The 20,870-nt window shown below is 68.6% G+C and carries 22 protein-coding genes; 10 read left to right on the top strand and 12 right to left on the bottom strand.

Annotated elements, in window-relative coordinates; translation table 11 throughout:
* Nucleotides 1–24: 24 nt before the first annotated feature.
* Genes hpaE through ACFWIW_RS07880 form a run of 3 tightly spaced genes read right to left on the bottom strand, consistent with a single transcriptional unit; the run spans nt 25 to nt 3,684 of the window.
* Complete coding sequence (gene hpaE, locus ACFWIW_RS07890) at nt 25–1,530, bottom strand: 5-carboxymethyl-2-hydroxymuconate semialdehyde dehydrogenase (protein WP_378367721.1); 1,506 nt, start codon at nt 1,528–1,530, stop codon at nt 25–27.
* A gap of 16 nt (nt 1,531–1,546) precedes the next feature.
* Nucleotides 1,547–2,218, bottom strand: a complete 672-nt coding sequence (locus ACFWIW_RS07885; protein WP_378367720.1) for a GntR family transcriptional regulator — start codon at nt 2,216–2,218, stop codon at nt 1,547–1,549.
* Nucleotides 2,200–3,684, bottom strand: coding sequence for a fumarylacetoacetate hydrolase family protein (locus tag ACFWIW_RS07880; protein WP_378367719.1), 1,485 nt, complete (start codon nt 3,682–3,684; stop codon nt 2,200–2,202). The genes ACFWIW_RS07885 and ACFWIW_RS07880 overlap by 19 nt, the downstream gene beginning before the upstream one ends.
* 149 nt (nt 3,685–3,833) lie before the next feature.
* On the opposite strand from ACFWIW_RS07880, the gene ACFWIW_RS07875 reads away from it, so the two are divergent.
* A complete protein-coding gene (locus ACFWIW_RS07875; protein WP_378367718.1) occupies nt 3,834–5,207 on the top strand; it encodes an MFS transporter in 1,374 nt (457 codons plus the stop codon).
* Between the two features lie 18 nt (nt 5,208–5,225).
* On the opposite strand, the gene ACFWIW_RS07870 is transcribed toward ACFWIW_RS07875, so the two are convergent.
* Complete coding sequence (locus ACFWIW_RS07870; RefSeq protein ID WP_378367717.1) at nt 5,226–5,915, bottom strand: IclR family transcriptional regulator; 690 nt, start codon at nt 5,913–5,915, stop codon at nt 5,226–5,228.
* Nucleotides 5,916–5,974: 59 nt separating this feature from the next.
* Here ACFWIW_RS07870 and ACFWIW_RS07865 point away from each other — a divergent pair, with 59 nt between their 5' ends.
* The 4 genes from ACFWIW_RS07865 to katG all read left to right on the top strand — a co-directional run bounded on the left by ACFWIW_RS07865 (nt 5,975) and on the right by katG (nt 10,824).
* A complete protein-coding gene (locus ACFWIW_RS07865; protein ID WP_378367716.1) occupies nt 5,975–6,508 on the top strand; it encodes a flavin reductase family protein in 534 nt (177 codons plus the stop codon).
* A 30-nt stretch (nt 6,509–6,538) separates the two neighbouring features.
* Nucleotides 6,539–7,999: a 4-hydroxyphenylacetate 3-monooxygenase, oxygenase component gene (hpaB, locus tag ACFWIW_RS07860; RefSeq protein WP_378367715.1), complete on the top strand. Its 1,461-nt coding sequence runs from the start codon at nt 6,539–6,541 to the stop codon at nt 7,997–7,999.
* A gap of 126 nt (nt 8,000–8,125) precedes the next feature.
* Nucleotides 8,126–8,557: a Fur family transcriptional regulator gene (locus ACFWIW_RS07855; RefSeq protein WP_378367714.1), complete on the top strand. Its 432-nt coding sequence runs from the start codon at nt 8,126–8,128 to the stop codon at nt 8,555–8,557.
* A 32-nt stretch (nt 8,558–8,589) separates the two neighbouring features.
* Nucleotides 8,590–10,824, top strand: coding sequence for a catalase/peroxidase HPI (katG, locus tag ACFWIW_RS07850; RefSeq protein ID WP_378367713.1), 2,235 nt, complete (start codon nt 8,590–8,592; stop codon nt 10,822–10,824).
* 52 nt (nt 10,825–10,876) lie between these two features.
* Here katG and ACFWIW_RS07845 read toward each other — a convergent pair whose 3' ends face one another.
* Genes ACFWIW_RS07845 through ACFWIW_RS07835 form a run of 3 tightly spaced genes read right to left on the bottom strand, consistent with a single transcriptional unit; the run spans nt 10,877 to nt 13,247 of the window.
* On the bottom strand, nt 10,877–11,332 hold the full coding sequence (locus ACFWIW_RS07845; RefSeq protein ID WP_034318989.1) for an ester cyclase: 456 nt from the start codon (nt 11,330–11,332) through the stop codon (nt 10,877–10,879).
* Entirely contained in the window at nt 11,329–12,225 is an 897-nt protein-coding gene (locus ACFWIW_RS07840) for a hypothetical protein (protein ID WP_378367712.1), read from the bottom strand. The genes ACFWIW_RS07845 and ACFWIW_RS07840 overlap by 4 nt, the downstream gene beginning before the upstream one ends.
* A gap of 11 nt (nt 12,226–12,236) precedes the next feature.
* Nucleotides 12,237–13,247, bottom strand: a complete 1,011-nt coding sequence (locus tag ACFWIW_RS07835) for a hypothetical protein (protein ID WP_378367711.1) — start codon at nt 13,245–13,247, stop codon at nt 12,237–12,239.
* Between the two features lie 192 nt (nt 13,248–13,439).
* Here ACFWIW_RS07835 and ACFWIW_RS07830 point away from each other — a divergent pair, with 192 nt between their 5' ends.
* The 5 genes from ACFWIW_RS07830 to ACFWIW_RS07810 all read left to right on the top strand — a co-directional run bounded on the left by ACFWIW_RS07830 (nt 13,440) and on the right by ACFWIW_RS07810 (nt 17,424).
* A complete protein-coding gene (locus ACFWIW_RS07830; RefSeq protein ID WP_378367710.1) occupies nt 13,440–14,840 on the top strand; it encodes a fatty acid desaturase in 1,401 nt (466 codons plus the stop codon).
* Nucleotides 14,837–15,031 (top strand): ferredoxin, encoded by a 195-nt coding sequence (locus ACFWIW_RS07825; RefSeq protein ID WP_378367709.1) that lies wholly within the window; start codon nt 14,837–14,839, stop codon nt 15,029–15,031. The genes ACFWIW_RS07830 and ACFWIW_RS07825 overlap by 4 nt, the downstream gene beginning before the upstream one ends.
* A gap of 2 nt (nt 15,032–15,033) precedes the next feature.
* Nucleotides 15,034–16,242: an NAD(P)/FAD-dependent oxidoreductase gene (locus ACFWIW_RS07820; RefSeq protein ID WP_378367708.1), complete on the top strand. Its 1,209-nt coding sequence runs from the start codon at nt 15,034–15,036 to the stop codon at nt 16,240–16,242.
* Nucleotides 16,243–16,379: 137 nt separating this feature from the next.
* Nucleotides 16,380–17,006 (top strand): TetR family transcriptional regulator, encoded by a 627-nt coding sequence (locus tag ACFWIW_RS07815; RefSeq protein ID WP_378367707.1) that lies wholly within the window; start codon nt 16,380–16,382, stop codon nt 17,004–17,006.
* Nucleotides 17,007–17,121: 115 nt separating this feature from the next.
* On the top strand, nt 17,122–17,424 hold the full coding sequence (locus ACFWIW_RS07810) for a DUF1905 domain-containing protein (RefSeq protein ID WP_378367706.1): 303 nt from the start codon (nt 17,122–17,124) through the stop codon (nt 17,422–17,424).
* An 8-nt stretch (nt 17,425–17,432) separates the two neighbouring features.
* Here the strand turns inward: ACFWIW_RS07810 and ACFWIW_RS07805 are convergent, their stop codons facing one another.
* Genes ACFWIW_RS07805 through ACFWIW_RS07785 form a run of 5 tightly spaced genes read right to left on the bottom strand, consistent with a single transcriptional unit; the run spans nt 17,433 to nt 20,866 of the window.
* Nucleotides 17,433–17,654 carry a hypothetical protein gene (locus ACFWIW_RS07805; RefSeq protein ID WP_378367705.1) on the bottom strand — a complete coding sequence of 74 codons (222 nt, stop codon included), beginning with the start codon at nt 17,652–17,654 and terminating at the stop codon, nt 17,433–17,435.
* 2 nt (nt 17,655–17,656) lie between these two features.
* Nucleotides 17,657–18,847, bottom strand: a complete 1,191-nt coding sequence (locus tag ACFWIW_RS07800; RefSeq protein ID WP_378367704.1) for a cytochrome P450 — start codon at nt 18,845–18,847, stop codon at nt 17,657–17,659.
* Entirely contained in the window at nt 18,844–20,004 is a 1,161-nt protein-coding gene (locus tag ACFWIW_RS07795) for an NAD(P)/FAD-dependent oxidoreductase (protein WP_378367703.1), read from the bottom strand. The genes ACFWIW_RS07800 and ACFWIW_RS07795 overlap by 4 nt, the downstream gene beginning before the upstream one ends.
* Complete coding sequence (locus ACFWIW_RS07790; RefSeq protein WP_378367702.1) at nt 20,001–20,195, bottom strand: ferredoxin; 195 nt, start codon at nt 20,193–20,195, stop codon at nt 20,001–20,003. Before ACFWIW_RS07790 ends, ACFWIW_RS07795 begins: the two co-directional genes overlap by 4 nt.
* On the bottom strand, nt 20,192–20,866 hold the full coding sequence (locus ACFWIW_RS07785; protein ID WP_378367701.1) for a TetR/AcrR family transcriptional regulator: 675 nt from the start codon (nt 20,864–20,866) through the stop codon (nt 20,192–20,194). Before ACFWIW_RS07785 ends, ACFWIW_RS07790 begins: the two co-directional genes overlap by 4 nt.
* Nucleotides 20,867–20,870 lie beyond the last annotated feature (4 nt).

Below are 20,870 nucleotides of genomic sequence, written 5' to 3'. Positions count from 1 at the left end.
GTCATCCTTTGTGGACAGTGGGGGTCAGCCCTTGCCGAAGGCGGGGTTGTGCACCTCGCCGAGGTTGATGTGCACCGCCTGCTGGTCGGTGTAGAAGTCGATCGAGCGGTAGCCGCCCTCGTGCCCCAGCCCGGACGCCTTCACCCCGCCGAAGGGCGTGCGCAGATCGCGGACGTTGTTCGAGTTGAGCCACACCATGCCCGCTTCGACGGACTGCGCGAAGTTGTGCGCCCGCTTGAGGTCGTTGGTCCAGACGTAGGCCGCGAGCCCGTACTTCGTGTTGTTCGCGAGCTCGAGCGCCTCTTCCTCGCTGTCGAACGGCGTGATCGCGACGACCGGGCCGAAGATCTCCTCCTGGAAGATCCGGGCGTCCGGTTTGACGTCGGCGAACACCGTCGGCGCCACGTAGTTCCCGGTCGGGAAGCCGTCCGGACGGCCGCCGCCGGCGACCAGCCTGCCCTCGGTCTTCCCGATCTCGATGTACTTCATGACCTTGTCGTAGTGCTCGGGGTGCACCAGCGCGCCGACCTCGGTCGCGGGGTCGCTCGGGTCGCCGACCTTGACCCGCTTGGCCTGCGCGGCGTAGCGCTCGACGAATTCGTCGTAGATCGCGCGCTCGACCAGGATCCGGCTGCCCGCGGTGCAGCGTTCGCCGTTGAGCGAGAACACGCCGAAGATCGTCGCGTCGATCGCGGTCTCCAGATCGGCGTCGGCGAAGACGATGGCGGGCGACTTGCCGCCCAGTTCCATCGACAGTCCTTTGAGGAACGGCGCCGCGTTGCCGAAGATCAGGCTGCCGGTGCCGCTCTCGCCGGTGAACGAGATCAGCGGGACGTCCGGATGCTTCACCAGCGCGTCGCCGGCGTCCTCACCGAAGCCGTTGACGAGGTTGAACACGCCCGGCGGCAGCCCGGCCTCCTCGAAGATCTCGGCCCACAGCGACGCGGAGAGCGGGGTGAACTCCGCGGGCTTGAGCACCACGGTGTTGCCGGTCGCCAGCGCGGGCGCGAGTTTCCACGACTCCAGCATGAACGGCGTGTTCCACGGCGTGATCAGTCCGGCGACACCGATCGGCTTGCGGTTGACGTAGTTCACCTGGCGGCCCGGCACCTTGTAGGTGTCGTCGGCCTGCGCGACGATCAGGTCGGCGAAGAACCGGAAGTTCTCCGCGGCCCGGCGCGCCTGGCCCAGCGCCTGCGAGATCGGCAGACCGGAGTCGAAGCTTTCCAGCGTGGCCAGCCGCTTGTCCCGAGACTCGACGAGATCGGCGATGCGGTTGAGCACGCGCGAGCGCTCGCGCGGCAGCAGCTTCGGCCAGGGCCCCTCGGTGAACGCCTTCCGCGCGGCGGCGACGGCGCGGTCGATATCGGCCTTCTTCCCCGCGGCGGCCTGGACGTAGACGTCGTTGGTCACCGGGTCGAGCACGTCGAAGACGGCACCGTCGGCCGAATCGGCGAGTTCGCCGCCGATGTAGTGCCGGATCCGCTCCGGGACACCGTCCGGGATCGGCCGGGGAGTGGTGGTGGTCAAGACTAGCCCTCCTCAGTCAGCGGTTCGCGCGCTCTCGAGCGTCCAAAAAGGCCTGCATGGTGGCCCAGCGGTGATTGCGCGCGGCGAATTCGATGTCGAGCGGGTCGGCCTTCTCGGTGATCAGCCGAAGGATCTCTTCGTGTTCCTCGACCGACCGGTGCGCGCGGTCGGGCACGAACGCGAACGTGGAGTCGCGCAGCCCGGACAGCCGGGTCCAGCCCTGGTGCACGAGGTCGAGGATCTGCGGGTTCGGGCAGCATTCGAAGAGCAGCGAGTGGAACTGCTGGTTCAGCGCGGTGAACTCGTGCGCGTCGAAGTGGTCCAGCAGCGCGATCATGCGCTCGTTCACCCGTCGTGCCCGCGCGATGTTCTCTTCGGGCAGCTGCGGCGCGGACAACGCGGTGGCGACGCCTTCGACGACGCCTAGGGTCTGCATCGCGTGGACGTACTCGTTCTGGTCCACCATCGCCACGCGCGCGCCGACGTTGCGTTCGAAGGTCACCAGCCGTTCGGCCTCCAGCCGCCGGATCGCCTCGCGCACCGGGACGACGCTCATGTCGAGCGCGCCCGCGATCTCGGCGAGCACCAGCCGGTAGCCGGGTCCGTACTCGTGCCGGGCGATCCGCTCACGCAGCCACTCGTAGGCGAGTTCGGATTTGCTGGTCGTCTTCACTGCTTCTTCTGCCATGCCTCATACCTTTCCCGCCACAACGGGTTCAGCGGGAAGAGCCCCTCGATCGGGCGGCCCTGTCCGACCTGCTCGGCGATCCAGGAGTCTTCGTCCTCCTGGACGAGCGCCGCGTCGGTGATCTCTTCGGCCAGTGACGGCGGGATGACGACCACGCCGTCGTCGTCGCCGACGATGATGTCGCCGGGCAGTACGGTGGCCCCGCCGCAGGCGATCGCGACGTCGGTGTCCCACGGCACGTGCTTGCGGCCGAGGACCGCCGGATGCGGGCCCTGCGAGAACACCGGGAGCCCGGTCGCGGCGACGGCGTCGAAGTCGCGGACCCCGCCGTCGGTGATCACCCCGGCGGCGCCGAGGTAGCGAGCCCGCAACGCCAGGATGTCCCCGAGCGTGCCGGATCCCTTGTCACCGCGTGCTTCGATGACGATCACCTCGCCGGCGCCGACCGAGTCGAAGAGGCGTTTCTGGGCGTTGTAGCCACCGCCGTGCGATTTGAAGAGGTCCTCGCGGTTCGGGACGAAACGCAACGTCCGTGCCGTGCCGACGACTTTCGAACCGGGCAGATTGGGGTGTACGCCGTCGATCGCGACGTTGTTCAGCCCGCGTTTGCGCAGCTGGGCGGACAATCCCGCGACCGGCGCGCGCAGCAGTTTGGCGCGTAGCCGCTCGCTGAGCGCGGGAGTGTCCTCCGCGACGGACTCCTCGGCGGGAGTTCCCCACGCTTCGGCGCGCTGCTTGTCGTCGACCTCGGGCAGGCTGCCGATGTCCGAAAAGGACCGGATCCCTTGGGAAACCGTGGTGTGGAGCCGTCCGCTGCTCACCGAGGTGCCGGGAACGTCCACTTCGACCACGACGACGTCGCCGGGGGAGACCACCGTCGAGCCCGCCGGGGTCCCGGTGAGGATGACGTCGCCAGGTTCGAGCGTGAAGTGCTGGGAGAGGTCGGAAACGAACTGCCGCAACGGGAACAGCAGCCCGGCCGTGGTGTCCTCCTGCACCAGGTCGCCGTTCACCCAGGCTCGGACGCGCAGCGAGGACGGATCGACGTCGCGTGCGTCGATGAGGCCGGGGCCGAGCGGGGTGTAGCCGTCGCCGCCCTTGGACCGGACGTTGGAGCCCTTGTCCGCGGCGCGCAGGTCGTAGAGGCCGAAGTCGTTCGCGGCGGTGACCGCGGCGACGTGCTCCCACGCCTGGTCCGGTTTGACCCACCGGGCCGCGGTGCCGATGACCAGCGCGATCTCGCCTTCGAAGGCCAGCAGTTCGGTGCCGGCCGGGCGTTCCACCGTGCCGCCGGACACACCGATCGAGCTCGACGGCTTGAAGAAGTACGACGGATTCGCCGGACGCCGTCCGCGCTGCTCCGCGCGTGACGCGTAGCTCAGATGGACGGCGATGATCTTGCCCGGCCGGGTGCCCAACGGACCTGTCGCGCGGCCGGAAGGCGCTGCTGCCTCGTAAGTGCCCATGTTCCCCTGAAATCCTCGACCCTTGCTTCGTATCTAATAACGTATATGATTCCGTGCCACAGTGGCAAGGCGGTCACCGAGTGGCTTTCGCCTCGCCCGGCTTCCCCACGGGCCGCCACTCGCGTCAGGCCTACGTCAAAGGAGTCAAGGTGTCGAATCCAACGCAGGATGAGCGCACGCCCGGCCGGACCGCACCACCGTCCTCCGACCGGCGCCGGGTCGCCTTCGCGACCGTCGTCGGTACCACCGTCGAGTGGTACGACTTCTTCGTTTACGCGTCCGCGGCCGGTCTCGTCTTCGGCAAGCTGTTCTTCTCCGGCCTCGGGGCGAACAGCACGCTCGTTTCCTTCGCCACGGTGGGGGTGAGCTTCCTGTTCCGTCCCCTCGGCGCGTTCCTCGCCGGGCATTTCGGCGACAAGTACGGCCGCCGGGTGGTCCTCGTGCTCACCCTGATCCTGATGGGCGCCGCGACGACGCTGATCGGTGTGCTCCCGACGTTCGACCAGATCGGTGTCCTGGCGCCGGTTCTGCTGATCCTGCTGCGGATCCTGCAGGGTGTCTCGGCCGGTGGGGAATGGGGCGGCGCCGTCCTGATGGCCGTCGAGCACGCGCCGTCCAAACGACGGGGACTCTTCGGCGCCTCACCGCAGATCGGTGTCCCGCTCGGGCTGCTGCTGGCTTCCGGTGTGCTGGCGCTGACCAGCCTGCTCGTCCCGGGGCAGGCGTTCCTCGACTGGGGCTGGCGGATCCCGTTCCTGCTCAGCGTCGGGCTGATCCTGGTCGGTCACTACGTGCGGCGCCGGGTCGAGGAGAGCCCGGTCTTCCGTGAGATCGCCGAGCGCCGCGAGCAGACCCGGACCCCGATCATCCAGCTGTTCCGCAAACACGCCGTGCTCGTGGTGGTGGCCGCGCTGGTGTTCGCGGGCAACAACGCCGTCGGCTACATGACCACCGGCGGCTACATCCAGAACTACGCGACCAACCCGAAGGGCCCGCTCGGCCTCGACCGCGGCCCGGTGCTGTGGGCGGTGACCGCGTCGGCGGCGACCTGGCTGATCTCGACGTGGGCGGCGGGCGCGGTGTCCGACCGGATCGGCAGGCGGCGCACCTACGTCGTCGGCTGGATCGCCCAGCTCGCCGGCATCGCGGTGCTTTTCCCCTTGGTGGACACCGGGAACATCTTGTTGCTCGCGCTGGGTTTGATCATCCTCAGCGTCGGGCTCGGGTTCACCTACGGCCAGCAGGCGGCGTTCTATGCGGAGCTGTTCCCCGCGTCCATCCGGTTCTCCGGGGTTTCGATCTCGTACGCGCTGGGCGCGATCCTCGGTGGCGCGTTCGCGCCGACGATCGCCACGGCGCTGGTCGACACGACCGGCACTTCGGTGTCCGTCGCTGTCTACCTGGCCGGGATGACCGTCATCGGGCTCATCGCCACCTTGTTGCTGCGTGACCGATCGGGAATCCCGCTCGGCCCGGACCATGAGGCCGAGCAGGCGGTCAGCCCTCTCCGGTTCGGCAAGTGATCCCGCCGTCCGTGACGCTCACCCGCCGAGAGCGTCACGGACGGCCTTCGCCGCCGCCTTGAGCCGCTCCGCGAGCTCGGCGGGGGTTCGTGCGCTGGACAGATAGACCACCGCGAGCGCGGCGGGGGCGTGGCCGCGCAGGGGGAGCGGTACGGCCACCGAGCTGAGGTTCTCGATCACCTCGCCGTGGCTGTCCGCGTAGCCGCGTTCGGCCACTTCCTCGATCCCTTCCGGCCAGTCCTCTTCCGGGAGCTGGGAAAGAATCGCGCGGCCGGGGGCGCCCGCGGTGAACGGATGCCTGGACCCCGGGCGCTGCGCGACGGACGCGACGGCGTGCCGGGGTTCCACGCTGACCAGGGTCACGCATTCCTCGCGGTCCATCACCGCCACGAAACACGTCATGCCGAGTTCGTTCGCGACCGCGGTCAGTTCGGGCAGCGCCGCGGCCTGCAGATCGTGTTTGATCCCCGCCGCCAGCGCGGCCAGCCGCGCGCCGAGTTCGTATTTCCCGGCGGGTTCCCGCGTGAGGAGCCCGTGCTCTTCGAGGGTGCGGATGAGCCGGTACGCGATCGACCGGTGCACGCCGAGCCGTTCGGCGATCCCGTCGACACTGAGCGGTTCTTGGGCGTCGGCAAGGACTTCGAGGACACGGATGCCACGGCTGAGCGTTTGGGACGTGCTCGCGGTCTTGCGGGAGTCCGAAACCATCGTATACGATCCATTTCGATAGTTGAACTGGCTGTTCGATTATAGAACAGGATCCGACGATGATGTCACGCGAAACCAGTTTTTCGCCGGGTTCGAGCCTGTATCGGCCGCCCGCGCAGTTCTTCCGAGGCTGTCTGGGCCGGTTCGCGACGGGTGTCGCGGTGGTGACCTTCGACGCCGCGACGAAACGGCACGGCCTGACGGTGAACTCCTTCACCGCGGTCTCGATGGATCCGCCGCTCGTGCTCGTCTCGATCCAGCGCACGGTCAAAAGTCACGATCTGCTGGCGGGCCGCCCGTTCGCGGTCAACGTCCTCGGCGCCGAACAGGAGGCGCTCGCGATGAACTTCGCCGGCCGCCCGACTCCGGAAGGCGCGCCGACATGGGTCGAGGGCGGACACGCGCCAAGGCTCGCCGGCGTCCTGAGCTGGTTCGACTGCACGCCGTGGGCCGCCTACGACGGCGGCGACCACACCCTGTTCCTCGGTGAGGTGCGGGAGTTCGACTACCGCTCCGGTGACGCGCTCGGCTTCGTCGACGGGCAGTTCTCGACCATCCACGAATCCGCGCAAGGTCACGAATCCCTGTTCTGACAAAGACGTCCACCCGAGAAGGAGCACGACATGGGAGCCCGTACCGGACAGCAGTACCTCGACAAACTCAACGCGATGACACCGGAGTTGTACGTCGACGGCGAGAAGGTGACCTCGAAGGTCGCCGAGCATCCGGCGTTCCGCAACAACGCGTTGACCTACGCGAAGCTGTTCGACCTCCAGCACGACCCGGCGCACCGTGACGTCCTCACCTACGAATCGCCGACCACGGGGGAACGGGTCGGCGTGTCGTTCCTGGTGCCGCGCAGCGAAGAAGACCTCAAACGCCGTCGTGCGGCCTTCTCCGTCTGGGCGGAGTATTCGAACGGTTTCCTCGGGCGCACCGGCGACTACATGAACTCGTCGCTCACCGCGCTCTCGACCGCGAAGAAGTTCTTCTCCCAGGCCGATCCCGTCTACGGCGAGCGCATCGAGAAGTACTACGAGATGGCGCGCGAGAACGATCTGCTCGCGACGCACACCCTGATCCCGCCGCAGGTCAACCGTTCGGTTTCGGGCAGTCAGCAGGGTGGTGGCAACCTGTCGGCGAAGGTGGTCGAGGAACGGGAGGACGGCATCGTCGTCCGCGGCGCCCGCATGCTCGCCACGATCGCGCCGATCGCCGACGAACTCCTTGTCTTCCCGTCGACCGTCTTGCGCGGCACTCCCGAGGACGCGCCGTATTCCTACGCTTTCGCCGTTCCGAACGACGCTCCCGGCCTCAAGTACTTCTGCCGCGCCGGGCTCGACCACGGCCGCTCGCACTTCGACGAACCGCTCGCCTCCCGCTTCGAGGAGATGGACGCGGTCGTGGTGTTCGACGACGTCTTCGTCCCGAACGAACGGGTTTTCCTGCTGGGGCACCCGGAACTGTGCAACGCCTGGTACTCCGAGACCGGTGCCGGCGCGCTCATGACCCACCAGGTCGTCACCCGCACGCTGGCCAAGACGGAGTTCTACCTCGGGCTCGCCAGCGAGATCGCCGCCGCGATCGGCATCGGCGGCTTCCAGCACATCCAGCAGGACCTGTCGGAGCTGATCTCCTACGTCGAGATCGAGAAGGCCGTGCTGCGGGCGGCGGAGGCGGACGGCAAGCTCAGCGAGGACGGCGTCTTCCTGCCCAAGTGGGAAGTCCTGAACGCCGCCCGGAACTGGTACCCGACCAAGGTTTCGCCGCGGCTGACCGAGATCATCCGCAAGTTCTCCGCCTCCGGCCTCATGGCGCTGCCGGGCGAGGCGGACTTCGACGCGGAGGGCCGTCCCGACATCGACACCTACCTCCAGTCGGCCACCCTGCCCGCCAAGGACCGCGCGCGGCTGTTCAAGCTCGCGTTCGACGCGTCGGTCTCGAGCTTCGCCGGACGGGAGTCGCTGTACGAGTACTTCTTCTTCGGCGACCCGGTGCGGATGGCCGGAGCCCAGGTGAACGCGTACCCGAGGGAGGCGTTGCAGGAACGGGTCCGGGAACTCTTGGCGCGCGAAGGCCGGTGAGTGCCCTCGTGAGTGGCAAGGACGGTTAGAACCGTCCTTGCCACTCACGAGGCTTGTGGCGAGGACGGGACACGCCCGGGATCCCGCGAACTTGATTCATTCCAGAAAATGGGCCAGACTGCGGCCGTGCCCACGACCCAGGAGTTCGAGCGGATGCTGCGCGGGGCCTCCCTGCGCGTGACGCGTCCCAGGGTGGCCGTGCTGACAGCGGTACGCGACCACCCGCATGCCGACACCGACTCGATCATCGGTGCCGTGCGTACGGAGCTCGGCGAGGTCTCTCACCAGGCCATTTACGACGTGTTGCGGGCGCTGACCGCCGCGGGTCTCGTACGGCGGATCCAGCCGTCGGGGTCCGTGGCACGCTACGAGTCCCGGGTCGGGGACAACCATCACCACGTCGTGTGCCGAACCTGTGGTGCCATCGCCGACGTCGACTGCGCCGTCGGTCCCGCACCCTGTTTGACCGCGTCGAACGACCAAGGCTTCGTGATCGAAGAGGCCGAGGTCATCTACTGGGGCCTGTGTCCCGACTGTGCGATCGAACCCCGTTCCTGAGCCCTGCAGTTCTGATTCCCGGAAGGATTCCCGTGTCTGACAGCCCGGACGCCGTCGTCGGCGAAATGAACGAAGAGAGCGCGGGCGGCTGCCCCGTCTCGTCGGGCCGCCGCAACCACCCCACCGAAGGTGCGAGCAACCGCGACTGGTGGCCGAACCAGCTCAACCTGAAGATCCTCCGGAAGCACTCCGCCGCTTCCGACCCCATGGACGCCGGGTTCGACTACGCGGCCGAGTTCAAGACCCTCGACCTCAATGAACTCGCCAAGGACGTCGACGCCGTCCTCACGACTTCGCAGGACTGGTGGCCCGCGGACTTCGGCCACTACGGCGGCTTCATGATCCGCATGGCGTGGCACAGCGCCGGCACCTACCGGATCGAGGACGGCCGCGGTGGCGCGGGCGCGGGCATGCAGCGTTTCGCCCCGCTCAACAGCTGGCCGGACAACGGCAACCTCGACAAGGCCCGCCGCCTGCTCTGGCCGGTCAAGAAGAAGTACGGCCGCAAGATCTCGTGGGCCGACCTGATGATCTTCACCGGCAACCGCGCACTGGAGACCATGGGCTTCAAGACCTTCGGCTTCGCCGGTGGCCGCGCCGACGTCTGGGAGCCGGACGAGGACGTGTACTGGGGTCCCGAGCGCACGTGGCTCGGCGACGAGCGCTACAGCGGTGACCGCCAGCTCGAGGGCCCGCTGGCCGCCGTGCAGATGGGTCTCATCTACGTGAACCCGGAAGGCCCGAACGGCAACCCGGACCCGCTGGCCGCGGCCCGCGACATCCGCGAGACCTTCGGCCGGATGGCGATGAACGACGAGGAGACCGTCGCGCTGATCGCCGGTGGTCACAGCTTCGGCAAGACCCACGGCGCGGCCGACCCGGACAAGTACGTCGGGGCCGAGCCCGAGGGCGCTTCGATCGAGGAGCAGGGCCTCGGCTGGAAGAACAGCTTCGGCAGCGGCAAGGGGCGCGACGCGATCACCAGTGGCCTCGAGGTCACCTGGACGCCGACCCCGACCCAGTGGAGCAACTGGTTCTTCCACAACCTCTTCGAGTACGAGTGGGAGCTGACCAAGAGCCCGGCGGGCGCCCACCAGTGGGTCCCGAAGGACGGCAAGGCGAAGAACACCGTGCCGGACCCCGAGGACGGCAAGCTCAACCGCGCGCCCGGCATGCTCACCACCGACCTTGCGCTGCGTTTCGACCCGGTCTACGAGCAGATCTCGCGCCGGTTCTACGAGAACCCGGACCAGTTCGCGGACGCCTTCGCCCGTGCCTGGTTCAAGCTGACCCACCGCGACATGGGCCCGATCCAGCGCTACCTCGGCCCGCTGGTGCCGCAGGAGACGCTGATCTGGCAGGACCCGGTGCCCGCCGTCGACCACGAGCTGATCGACGACGCGGACATCGCCTCCCTCAAGGAGAAGCTGCTCGCTTCGGGCCTGTCGGTCTCGCAGCTGGTCTCCACCGCGTGGGCCTCGGCTTCGACCTTCCGCGGCAGCGACAAGCGCGGTGGCGCGAACGGTGCCCGCATCCGGCTCGAGCCGCAGCGTGACTGGGAGGTCAACGACCCGCAGACGCTGTCGCAGGTGCTGCGGACCCTCGAAGGTGTGCAGGAGGCGTTCAACAGCGCCCAGACCGGCGGCAAGAAGGTCTCGCTCGCCGACCTGATCGTGCTGGGTGGCGTCGCCGCCGTCGAGCAGGCCGCCAAGGACGGTGGCCACGAGATCACCGTGCCGTTCACGCCGGGCCGCACCGACGCGACGGCGGAGCAGACCGACGTCGAGTCGTTCGCCCCGCTGGAGCCGACCGTGGACGGGTTCCGCAACTACCGCGGCAAGGGCCACCGTCTCCCGACGGAGTACCTGCTCATCGACCGCGCGAACCTGCTGAACCTGACCGCGCCCGAGATGACCGTCCTCGTCGGCGGCCTGCGTGTCCTGGGTGCCAACGCCCAGCAGTCCCAGCACGGCGTGTTCACCGAGAAGCCGGGGGCGCTGACCAACGACTTCTTCGCGAACCTGCTCGACATGGGCGTGCAGTGGACGGCCACGTCCGCCGAGGCGGAGGTCTTCGAAGGCCGGGACTCCGCGACCGGCGAGGTCAAGTGGACCGGTACCCGTGCCGACCTCGTGTTCGGGTCGAACTCCGAGCTTCGTGCGGTGGCGGAGGTCTACGCCAGCGACGACGCCAAGGAGAAGTTCGTGCGTGACTTCGTCTCCGCGTGGGACAAGGTCATGAACCTCGACCGCTACGACCTGGTCTGAGACTGATCCGGACGTCCGGGCCCGTCGCTTCCGCGGCGGGCCCGGACGTTTTTCAGACGTCGCCGGAAGCCAGCAGGGTCAGCAGTTCGGCGTGCCCGGCCTGGGTGATCAGGCTGGCGGCGTCGAAGTAGATGCGCTCGTTGGTGATCCTGTCCTCGTCGAAGAAGAACACCGCGATGATCGGCACCCGGAACGCCTTGCCGGTCGGCGGACGGCCGTAGAACTCGCCGAGGTTGGTGCCGAGCAGGTCGAATTCGACGATGACCGACTCGTCGGCGAAGTGGTACCGGACGTTGTCGTGGCGCTGGTCCGGGAACGCCGTCCGGGTCATGCGGTAGTACGCCATGACCTCTTCGTCGCCGTCGAAGATCTGCCCGGTCGCCATGATCTCGTAGTGCGGGTGCCCGTTGAAGGTGCCCAGAGTGCGGTCGAACTCATGGGCCACCTCGGTGTCCATGTGCTCTTCGATGATCTTGAGGCGGCGCTCGCGCAGGTCTTCGCTGATCACTGGTCCTCCGGCTCGTTCCTGGTCGCGATCCGGAGCCTACCGCCCGCGGCCTCGTCGTCGGTGCCGTAGAGCAGGCTGCCGCACGAGCGCGAAAGGCAGGTCATGGCCTCGATCTTGTGGCCGGGGAAGTCGCCGATCCGCACCGGAGCGGGGGAGAGCGCGATCGAACCGTCGGAGCGGAGCACGCCCGCCGCGTAGACGGCCGAATCGAACGGGCCTTCGTCGCCGGGATCGGAGGCGGCCGAGACCAGGACACGGTCGTCCGCGGTGATCTCGACGTCCGAGGTGTGCCGGACGTGGGTGGCCGGGTACGGCACCCGGAACGGGATCGACTTCGGCTTCTTGAAGGACAGCTTCGAGACCGAGAACTCGGCGGAGTAGAGCGTGGCCGGACGGGCGTCCTGGCCGCGGTCCGCCCAGACCGCGAACAATCGGTCATTCACCTTTTTCAGCGCGAAACCCTCGTAATTGTCTTCCGGGTCGCCCTTCGGCACCTGGAAAGTGCCGAGCACTTTCAGATACCGGTCCTTCAGCGTGAAGTGAAAGCCCTTGCCGTCGCTGGCCAGCGCGACGAATTCGCCGGTCTTCCCCGGCACCGCTTCGGCCGCTTCCAGATCGACCGGGAGCTCGCCGGGCCAGTCGATCGAGTCCACCTTGGACACCTTGCCGTGGTCGAGCCGGACCCGGACCGCCCGGTTCTCGCCGGGCTTCTTGTTGTCTCGCAGGACAAGTGCGTCGATCCGGCCGTCGTCCCGGTCGAGGACGGCGATTCCGCTGGCACCGGACGTCATGCCGGTGCCGATGGATTCCCAGCCGTCGCCCGCGAATGCGGCGGGCGGGAGGAGCAGGGGAAAGAGCAGGGCCGGAAGAATCGCGAGTGAGGCGAATTTCATGTCGCGCCCCTTCAGCCGCAGGAGAGGGTGCCGGCGCGGAGCGCGTGCCCGCCATCGTTCCCGTCGTCGGCCCAGACCACCTGCTTGGCTCCGGCGGCGCAGTTGGCCGAAATCGCGAAGCCTTCGTTGTTGTAGTCCGGCATCCCACTCGGCCGGTCGTACGTGGCCGTGACGGCGAACTTGCCCTGCGCGTCGACGGCCAGCGTCGTCGAGTCGCCGCCGCAGTTGTCGTCGCACACCGCCCACAGCTTGCCGGTCGAGGCCTCGTACTCGAGCTCCATGATCGAGGAGAGGCCGCTCGCGAAACTCGCGACCCGGGTGTACTTCCCGCCGGCCTGGTCGAGCGCGTAGGCGTAGATCATGCCGTTGCTTTCGAGGCCGACGAGGTAGAGGCCGGTGCCGTGGCCGGGGTAGCCGCCCGGGTTGTACGGCGCCTTCGTGTGCTGGTCGACGAACCCCTTGGCGGTGAGGGCGCTGTCCGGGATCCACGAGATGGCTTCGAGGCCGTCGTTGGCCGATACCTTCGGCAGGTCGGCGGTCAGATCCCATTCGGCCTTCGCGGTCAGGGTCTTGGCCGTGCCGGCGACGTCGTACCGGAGCACCTTGAGCGCGCTCGTCTTGCTGTTGTCGCCGTCGCGCTCGGTGGCCGCGACCACGCCGTCCGGGGTGGCCACGACGGCTTCGGCGTCGGGGTCGCCCTTGCCGCCGCGGTAGCGCAGTTGCTTGCCCGACGACCAGCCGTTGGCGGTGTCCGGTTGCCATTTCGAACCGTTGCGCACGAGGCGGTACAGCGTGCCGGGGCCGTTCTTGACCGCCCAGAGGACGTCCGGGCCGCCGAACGACAGTCCGCTCATGTTGCCGCCGAGGACGTTCGAACCGTCGGCGTTCGTGACGGCGGAACCGCCCGGCCACGGGCTGTTCGCCGTCGTGGTCGCGGTGGCGGCGGTGGCGGGCAGGACCAGCAGGGCCGCGGCGACGGCGGCCACGGCGGCGGGTCGGATCCGGCGAGGTGATCGGGGCATTCGCGCTCCTTCGGGGCGGACGAAGTGGGTCGCGGCGTGTCGTCACAAGTTAAGTAAGTTTCCTTACGAATACAAGATATCGCCAGCTTCTCACGAAATGAAGCAACGCTGGATTTACAAATGGTGTCCTCTTGTCAAACTGGCTGTACATCACATATGGTTTTGTAAACCCAGCCAATGGAGGAGGGTGCGATGAGCGAGATGACGGGCACGATCCCGGCGGGCTCGACCGAACGCTGGACCGACGGCAAGCGATATCTGTGGCTGATCGGCCTGGTGGTGCCTTCGCTCGCGTTCCTGGCCATCGGCCTGCACGCGGCCACCGGCTGGGGGGTGTGGTTCTGGATCGGGCCGATCGTGATCCTGGTGATCGTGCCGCTGATCGACCTGGTGGCCGGGCTGGACCGCAGCAACCCGCCCGACGACGTGATCGAACGGCTGGAGCGGGATCGCTACTACCGGTGGATCACCTTCGCGTTCCTGCCCATCCAGTACGCGGGTTTCGTGGTGGCGTTCTGGCTGATCGCCCGCGGCGACCTGTCGGTCATGGACAAGGTCGGCCTGGCGATCTCGATCGGCTGCATCGGCGGGATCGGCATCAACACCGCGCACGAGCTCGGGCACAAGAAGGAGAGCCACGAACGCTGGCTGTCGAAGATCGCGCTGGCGCAGAGCTTCTACGGCCACTTCTACATCGAGCACAACCGCGGCCACCACGTCCGGGTGGCCACTCCCGAGGACCCGGCCAGCAGCCGGGTGGGGGAGAGCTTCTACCGGTTCTGGCCGCGCACCGTGTTCGGCTCGCTGAAATCCGCGTGGGGGCTGGAGCGCAAGCGCTACGCCAGGCGCGGCCGGCATCCGTTCCGGATCGGCAACGACGTGCTCAACGCCTGGCTGATGTCGGCGGTGCTGTGGGCGGCGATGGCCGTGTGGCTGGGGCCGGGGATCCTGCCGTACCTGGTGATCCAGGCGGTGATCGGATTCTCGCTGCTGGAGGTCGTGAACTACATGGAGCACTACGGGATGCGGCGGCAGATGGTCGGCCGGCCGAACCGCCGCCGGTACGAGCGTGTGGATCCGAGCCACAGCTGGAACTCCAACAACATCGCCACGAACGTGCTGCTCTACCACCTGCAGCGGCACAGCGATCACCACGCCAACCCGACCCGCCGCTACCAGACGCTGCGCGATTTCGCGGAATCGCCGGTACTCCCGACGGGCTACGCCGGGATGATCGTGCTCGCGCTGGTCCCGCCGGTGTGGCGGCGCGTGATGGATCCGCGGGTGCTCGCGCATTTCGACGGCGACATGTCCCGCGCCAACATCCAGCCCTCGAAACGGGCCAAGGTGCTGGCGCGTTACGGAACCCGTGTCACCGCGCCGTCCCGGCACGTCGCCGACACACACGGCGACGCGACCGAGGGCGGGATGTGCCCGGGCTGCGGCTACGTGTACGACGAGAAACTCGGCGACCCGCGGGAGGGTTTCCCCGCCGGGACCCCGTGGTCGGCGATCCCGGATTCGTGGTGCTGCCCGGACTGCGGGGTGCGGGAAAAGGTCGATTTCGTGGCACCGGGAAGGGTCGGAGCATGATGAAGATCGAGGCGGACCGCGCGAAATGCGACGGGCTGGGCATGTGCGAGGCGATGGCGCCCGACTTCTTCGAGGTGGGCGACGACGGCGCGGTCGTGGTGCTCGACGAGCGGCCCGGTGAGGAACACCGCCAGGACCTGTCGGCCGCCGTCGACGCCTGCCCGGTCCTCGCCCTGAAGCTGCGGGACTGATCATGACACTGGTCGTGGTGGGAGCGTCGCTGGCCGGGTTGCGCGCGGTGGAGGCCGCGCGCCGGGACGGATATCGAGGGCGGATCGTGCTGATCGGCGCGGAGGACCACCCGCCCTACGACCGCCTCCCGCTGTCGAAGTCGTTCCTCGACGCGGAAGGACCCGGCGAGGTCGAGCCCTTCCACGGCGAGGACGCGTTGCGCGACGAGTTCGGCGTCGAGTTGATGCTCGGCGCGCCCGCGGACGGCCTCGACACCGCCGCCCGCGAGGTTTCGGTGGCGGGGACGACGGTTCCCTACGAGGCACTGGTGATCGCGACCGGTGCCACCGCGCGGCGGCTGCCCGGAAGCGAGGGGATCGCCGGGGTCCACACGTTGAGGACCGCCGAGGACGCGCTGGCGGTCCGCGCGGCGCTCGACGCCGGGGCACGCACGGTCGTGATCGGGGCGGGTTTCATCGGCTCGGAGGTCGCCGCGGCGGCACGGAAGCGCGGGCTGTCCGCGACGATCGTCGAGACGCTCGACGTGCCGCTCACCCGGTCCGTCGGCGCGGAGGCCGGTGCGGTGTGCGCCGCGCTGCACCGGGAGGCGGGCACGGAACTGCGGTTGTCCACCACGGTCACGGGCCTGGAGTCCGCAGGCGGTGTGGTGACCGGCGTCCGGCTTTCGACCGGCGAGGTGCTGCCCGCGGATCTGGTGGTCGCCGGCATCGGCGTCGTCCCGGCCACCGGCTGGCTGGCCGGAAGCGGGGTGCCGTTGCACCCACGGGACGGCGGTGTGGTGTGCGACGCCACGCTCGCGACCGGGGTGCCCGGCGTGTACGCCGCCGGGGATGTCGCGCATGCCGCGAACCCGTTGTTCGACGGTGAGCTGATGCGGCTGGAGCACTGGACGAACGCCGCGGAGCAGGGTGCCGCGGCCGCTCGTCACGCGCTCGCCCCGCGGGCGGCGCGGGCGCTGTCGCCGGTGCCGTACTTCTGGTCGGACTGGTACGACCACCGGATCCAGTTCGTCGGCACCCCACGCGCGGACGAGGTGGTGGCCGCCGTCCCGGAGTCCGGTGGTTTCACCGCGCTGTACCGGCGCGGGGACCGGATCGTCGGGGCGCTGACCGTCGACCGGCCGCGCGAGATCATGAAGTACCGTCGGCATATCGCCGGACGGGCGCCGTGGCCGGAGGCGCTGGCGTTCGCGGCGGGAACGGCGGCTTAGAAGGTGTCTTCCGATCGAAGGTCGACGACGGCGGTGACGGCGCGCGCGCGTCTTTTTTCGGCCGGAGGCCTCGGATCGGCGGGGGCTGGCCTGGCTGGCTGAAATCCGAAAGCGCGCTGGGAAAGGCACAGCTTAGAATGACGATCATGAGTGAGGCACCGGTCACGGGCGGTCCGTACCGTCAGCCGATCGTCGCGTCGGCGATCGAGCTGACCGTGCGTTCCGGCTGGGCCTCGGTGACGATGAGCAAACTCGCGGAGATCGTCGGCGTCAGCCGCCAGACCGTCTACAACGAACTCGGCTCGAAGACCCAGCTCGCCGAAGCGATGATCTCGCACGAACTCGCCCGGTTCCTTTCGGTGGTCCGGGATGCCTTCGAGCGGCACCCCGAAGACCTCGTCGAGGCGATCCACGACGCCGTCCGCGGCGTTCTGGAACTCGCCGACGACAATCTCCTGCTGCGCGCCATCGTCTCGGCCACGCACGGCGCCGACACCGAGTTGCTGCCGCTGCTGACGGTGCGGGCCGGGAGCCTGCTGAGCGAAGCGACCGTCATGCTGCGCGGCCGGGTCCGCGCCTACGGTCCGCCGCTGGACGCCGCCCAGCTGGATGTGGCGATCGACGTCGTGGTCAGGACCGTGCTGAGTCACATCATGCAGCCGTCGGACACCCCGGCACGCACGGCCGACGCGCTGGCGTGGATGGCCTCGCGGGTGCTCGGCGCGACGAAGACCCGTTCACTGCGGCATCTTCCGGAGAATTGAGGCTGCGGTTCCCGCCGCCCTGCGGCTCGTGAGTGGCAAGGACGGTTCTAACCGTCCTCAACACTCACGAGCCGGGGCGCGCGGAATTGTCGGTCCCGTATGCGACGCTCCACCGATGATCGTCGTGTTCGATGCCGAGCTCTGGGTCTGGGACGCCCGCCGTGGGGAGACCTGGACCTTCGTCAGCCTGCCCCAGGACGTTTCCGAAGAGATCCGCGAGATCACCGACGGACCGCGTCGCGGGTTCGGCGCGGTCCGGGTCCAGGTCGGTATCGGCGGCAGCAAATGGAAGACGTCGATCTTCCCGGACTCCAAGCGGGGCGCCTACGTGCTGCCGGTCAAGAAAGCGGTTCGCAAGGCCGAAGGGATCGAGGAGGGTGATATGGCGAAAGTGACCGTCGAGCTGATCGACCTCTGACCGTCACGCTACTCCTCGGTGAGCTCGGCCAGCTGATCCGCGGCGTCCTGGTTCCCGTCGGCGGCCAGCCGCCGCAGTTCGTCCAGCGCGCCCAGTTCGGTCGCCGTTTCGATCAGCTGGTCCGCCGCGTCACTGCTGCCGCCGTCGGCCAGGCGCCGGAGTTCGGCCAGGTCGCCGCGCTCGGCGGCGGCCTGGATCCGTTCGTCGATGGCGTCCTGCTCAGCGCTCATGGTCACCAGGTTACGGGCAAGGCGTACACCCCGTAGACGGAACCGTCGTGCTTGAAGTCGATCTCCGACAGGTCGGTGGCGAGCCGCAGGGTGGGGATGCGCCGGTACAGCGTGCCGTAGACGACCTGCAGTTCCATCCGCGCGAGCGGCTGGCCGAGGCATTGGTGCACGCCGAAACCGAAGGCCACGTGACGGCGGGAATCGCGGCGGAGGTCGAGCCGGTCGGGGTCGGGGAAGACGTCGGGATCGCGGTTGCCGATGTCGTTGGCGAGGATGATCCCCTCGCCCGCCCGGATGACCTGGCCCGCGATTTCGATGTCCTCGAGCGCGACACGGCGGCGTCCGTTGTGGGTGATGTGCAGGTAGCGCAGCAGTTCTTCGACGGCGGAGGCGATCAGCTTCGGGTCTTCGGTCTCGCGAAGGAGAGCGAGTTGGTCCGGGTGTTCGAGCAGCGCCAGTGTGCCGAGCGCGATCATGTTGGCCGTCGTCTCGTGTCCGGCGATCAGCATGAGAACGCCCATCTGGGCCGCTTCCTCCCGGGTCAGCTCACCGGCGCGGATGCGCTCGGTGAGGCCGGACAGGAGGTCTTCGCCGGGGTTCTCGAGTTTCTCGCCGATCAGCTTGCCGAGGTACTCGCCCAGCGCGGCACCCGCGGCCGCCTTCGCCTCGGGGCCGGTCTCGCGGTTGATGAGGACGTTGCTGTTGTCCTGGAAGAACTCGTGATCCGCGTAGGGGACACCCAGCAACTGACAGATCACCAGGGAGGGCACGGGAAGCGCGAACGCCGTGACGAGGTCGGCGGGATTCGGTCCGGCGAGCAGCTCGTCGATCAGGTCGTCCACGATCTTCTGCACACCGGGCCGCATGGCCTCCACGCGTTTGATGGTGAACGGCGCGGTCACCATCCGGCGCAGCCGGGCGTGTTCGGGGTCGTCCATCAGGATGAAACTGATGGAGCCACCTCGCAGTGGCGTCGGACTCGGATAGCCGGGCCGGGTGATGTCGGCGCTGACACGGGGATCCGAAAGCAGTTTCCGCTGGTCGGCGTACCGGGTCGCGAGCCACGGAGTGCTGCCGTCCCACAGCCGGACCCGCGCGAGCGGGGTTTCCGCCTGCAGCGACCGGAGGGCGGGCGGCGGGTCGAACGGGCAGCCCGCCGCCCTGGTGGCGGGAAAGGACGGTGTGGTGGTCAAGGCTTTCCTCCAACGAGAACGCCCGGGCGGCGCAGGCGGGCTTGTTTGGGCATGTTCCAGCCGAGGACACCGGTCACCACGCCGTTTCGCCGGTATTCGGCGACGAAGCGGCGATCGGCGACTGATCCCTCCACAAAGGACACTTCGGCGTCCGGGAAGAGGGTTCCGTGCACGTGGATCTTGGTGTCGAACTGGTCGGTCCAGAAGTAGGGGACCGGGAGGTAGGGCCGGTCGTCGCCGAGGATGACCGTCGCGACGTGGGCGGCCTGCTCGGTGGCGTTGGTCCGGTTCTCCAGCCGCAAGGTCATGTCGAGCGCTTCGTGATGCCAGCGGGCCACGTCGCCCACGGCGTAGATCCCGTCCGCCGCGCGGCACCGCGAATCGCAGACGACGCCGTTCGCCGTCGCCAGCCCGCTGCCTTCGAGCCAGTCCGTCGCCGGGGCGGCGCCGAACGCCACCACGACGACGTCCGCGGGGAGTACCTCACCGGTTTCCAGTCGCACGCCGGTGACGCGACCATCATGCGAATCCAGTCCGGTGACCGCCGCGCCGAGCCGCAGGGACACACCGCGGGATTCGTGCAGCTCCGCAAGGAGACCCGAGACGACCGGGCCGAATTGCGCGGCAAGTGGCGCCGGTTGCGGGCCCGCCAGGGTGACCGGAACGCCCATCCCCGCGATGCAGGCGGCGATCTCGGTGCCGAGGACGCCGTCGCCGACGACGACCGCCCGCGAACAGGACAGCAGATCCGCCCGCAGGGCCAGTGCGTCGTCGAGGGTGCGGAGCACGTGAACGCCGTCGAGTCCGCTCTGGCCGGGGAAGGTACGTGGTCGCAGTCCGGTGGCGAGCACGATCTCGTCGGCGGTCAGCGCGCGTCCCGAGGCGGTGTGGACGGTCCGTTCCCGGACGTCGAGCGCGATGGCCGCGTCGCCGAGCAGGAACTCGGTATCCAATGTGGACAAACGGTCGGCGGGACGCAGCCGGGTCCGAGCCGGTTCCCACTGTCCGGAAAGGACCTGTTTGGACAGCGGGGGCCGGTCGTAGGGGAGATGCCGCTCGGCGCCCAGCACCGTGATGCGGTCCGCGTAACCCTTGCGGCGCAAGGTCTCCACCGTGGCGAGGCCGCCGGCGGAGGCGCCGACCACGAGCAGGGTCACTCGCTCACCGTGATGGCGGCGCCGGGGCAGACGTCGGCGGCCTCGCGGACGATGTCGTGCGAGTCCCGGCCGGGCGACTCCTGGAGCAGGAGCACGATGCCGTCTTCTTCCCGCTGGTCGAAGACGTCGGGGGCGAGCAGCACGCAGGTTCCGGCGCCGCAGCATTTGTCCTGGTCGACAGTGATCTTCATGGTCCTTTTCCTTCGTCCGGGCAGGGAGTGACCGGTGCCAGCCAGATCCCGGTGAGTGCGTCGATGAGCCCGGTCGCGGCGTCCTGCCAGGTGGACCGGGGAGTGGGGGTGCCCTCGGCGAGGGCGCGTTCGCGTTCGGCGACCATGTGGACCAGCAGCTGGCGGGCCATGTCGCCGCGTTCGGCGCGGACGTCGGCGGGCAGATCGGGCAGGCAGCGATGGAGTCCTTCGACGATCCGCACCAGTGACGGCGAGGTCAGGGATTCCTCGACCATGATCGGGCGGAGCGCGGGATCGGTCATGACCTGCGCGCCGAACCGTGCGAACCAGGTCGGGCTGCCGAGCGTGGCCAGATGCTCGGCCACCGGGGCGACCAGGCAGCCGATCCAGGCCCGCAGGTCCGTGCTGTCACCGACGTCGGCGAGCATCCGGCGGCGGATCTCTTCGATCGGCCCCGCATGACGGCGGGCGATCGCGCGCACCAGATCGGCCTTCGTGCCGAAGTGGTAGCCGACCGCGGTGTTGTTGCCCTGTCCCGCCGCTTCGCTGACCTGGCGGTTGGACACGGCGAAGACGCCGTGTTCGGCGAACAGCCGCTCCGCCGCGGTCAGGATCAGTTCTCGCGTCGCGTGCGCCCGTTCGGCGCGGGCGCCGGTGATCTCACTCGTCATGGGC

The organism is Amycolatopsis sp. NPDC058340, from assembly GCF_042723975.1.
Classification (GTDB): Bacteria; Actinomycetota; Actinomycetes; order Mycobacteriales; family Pseudonocardiaceae; genus Amycolatopsis.
This window is presented reverse-complemented; position numbering and strand designations above follow the sequence as displayed.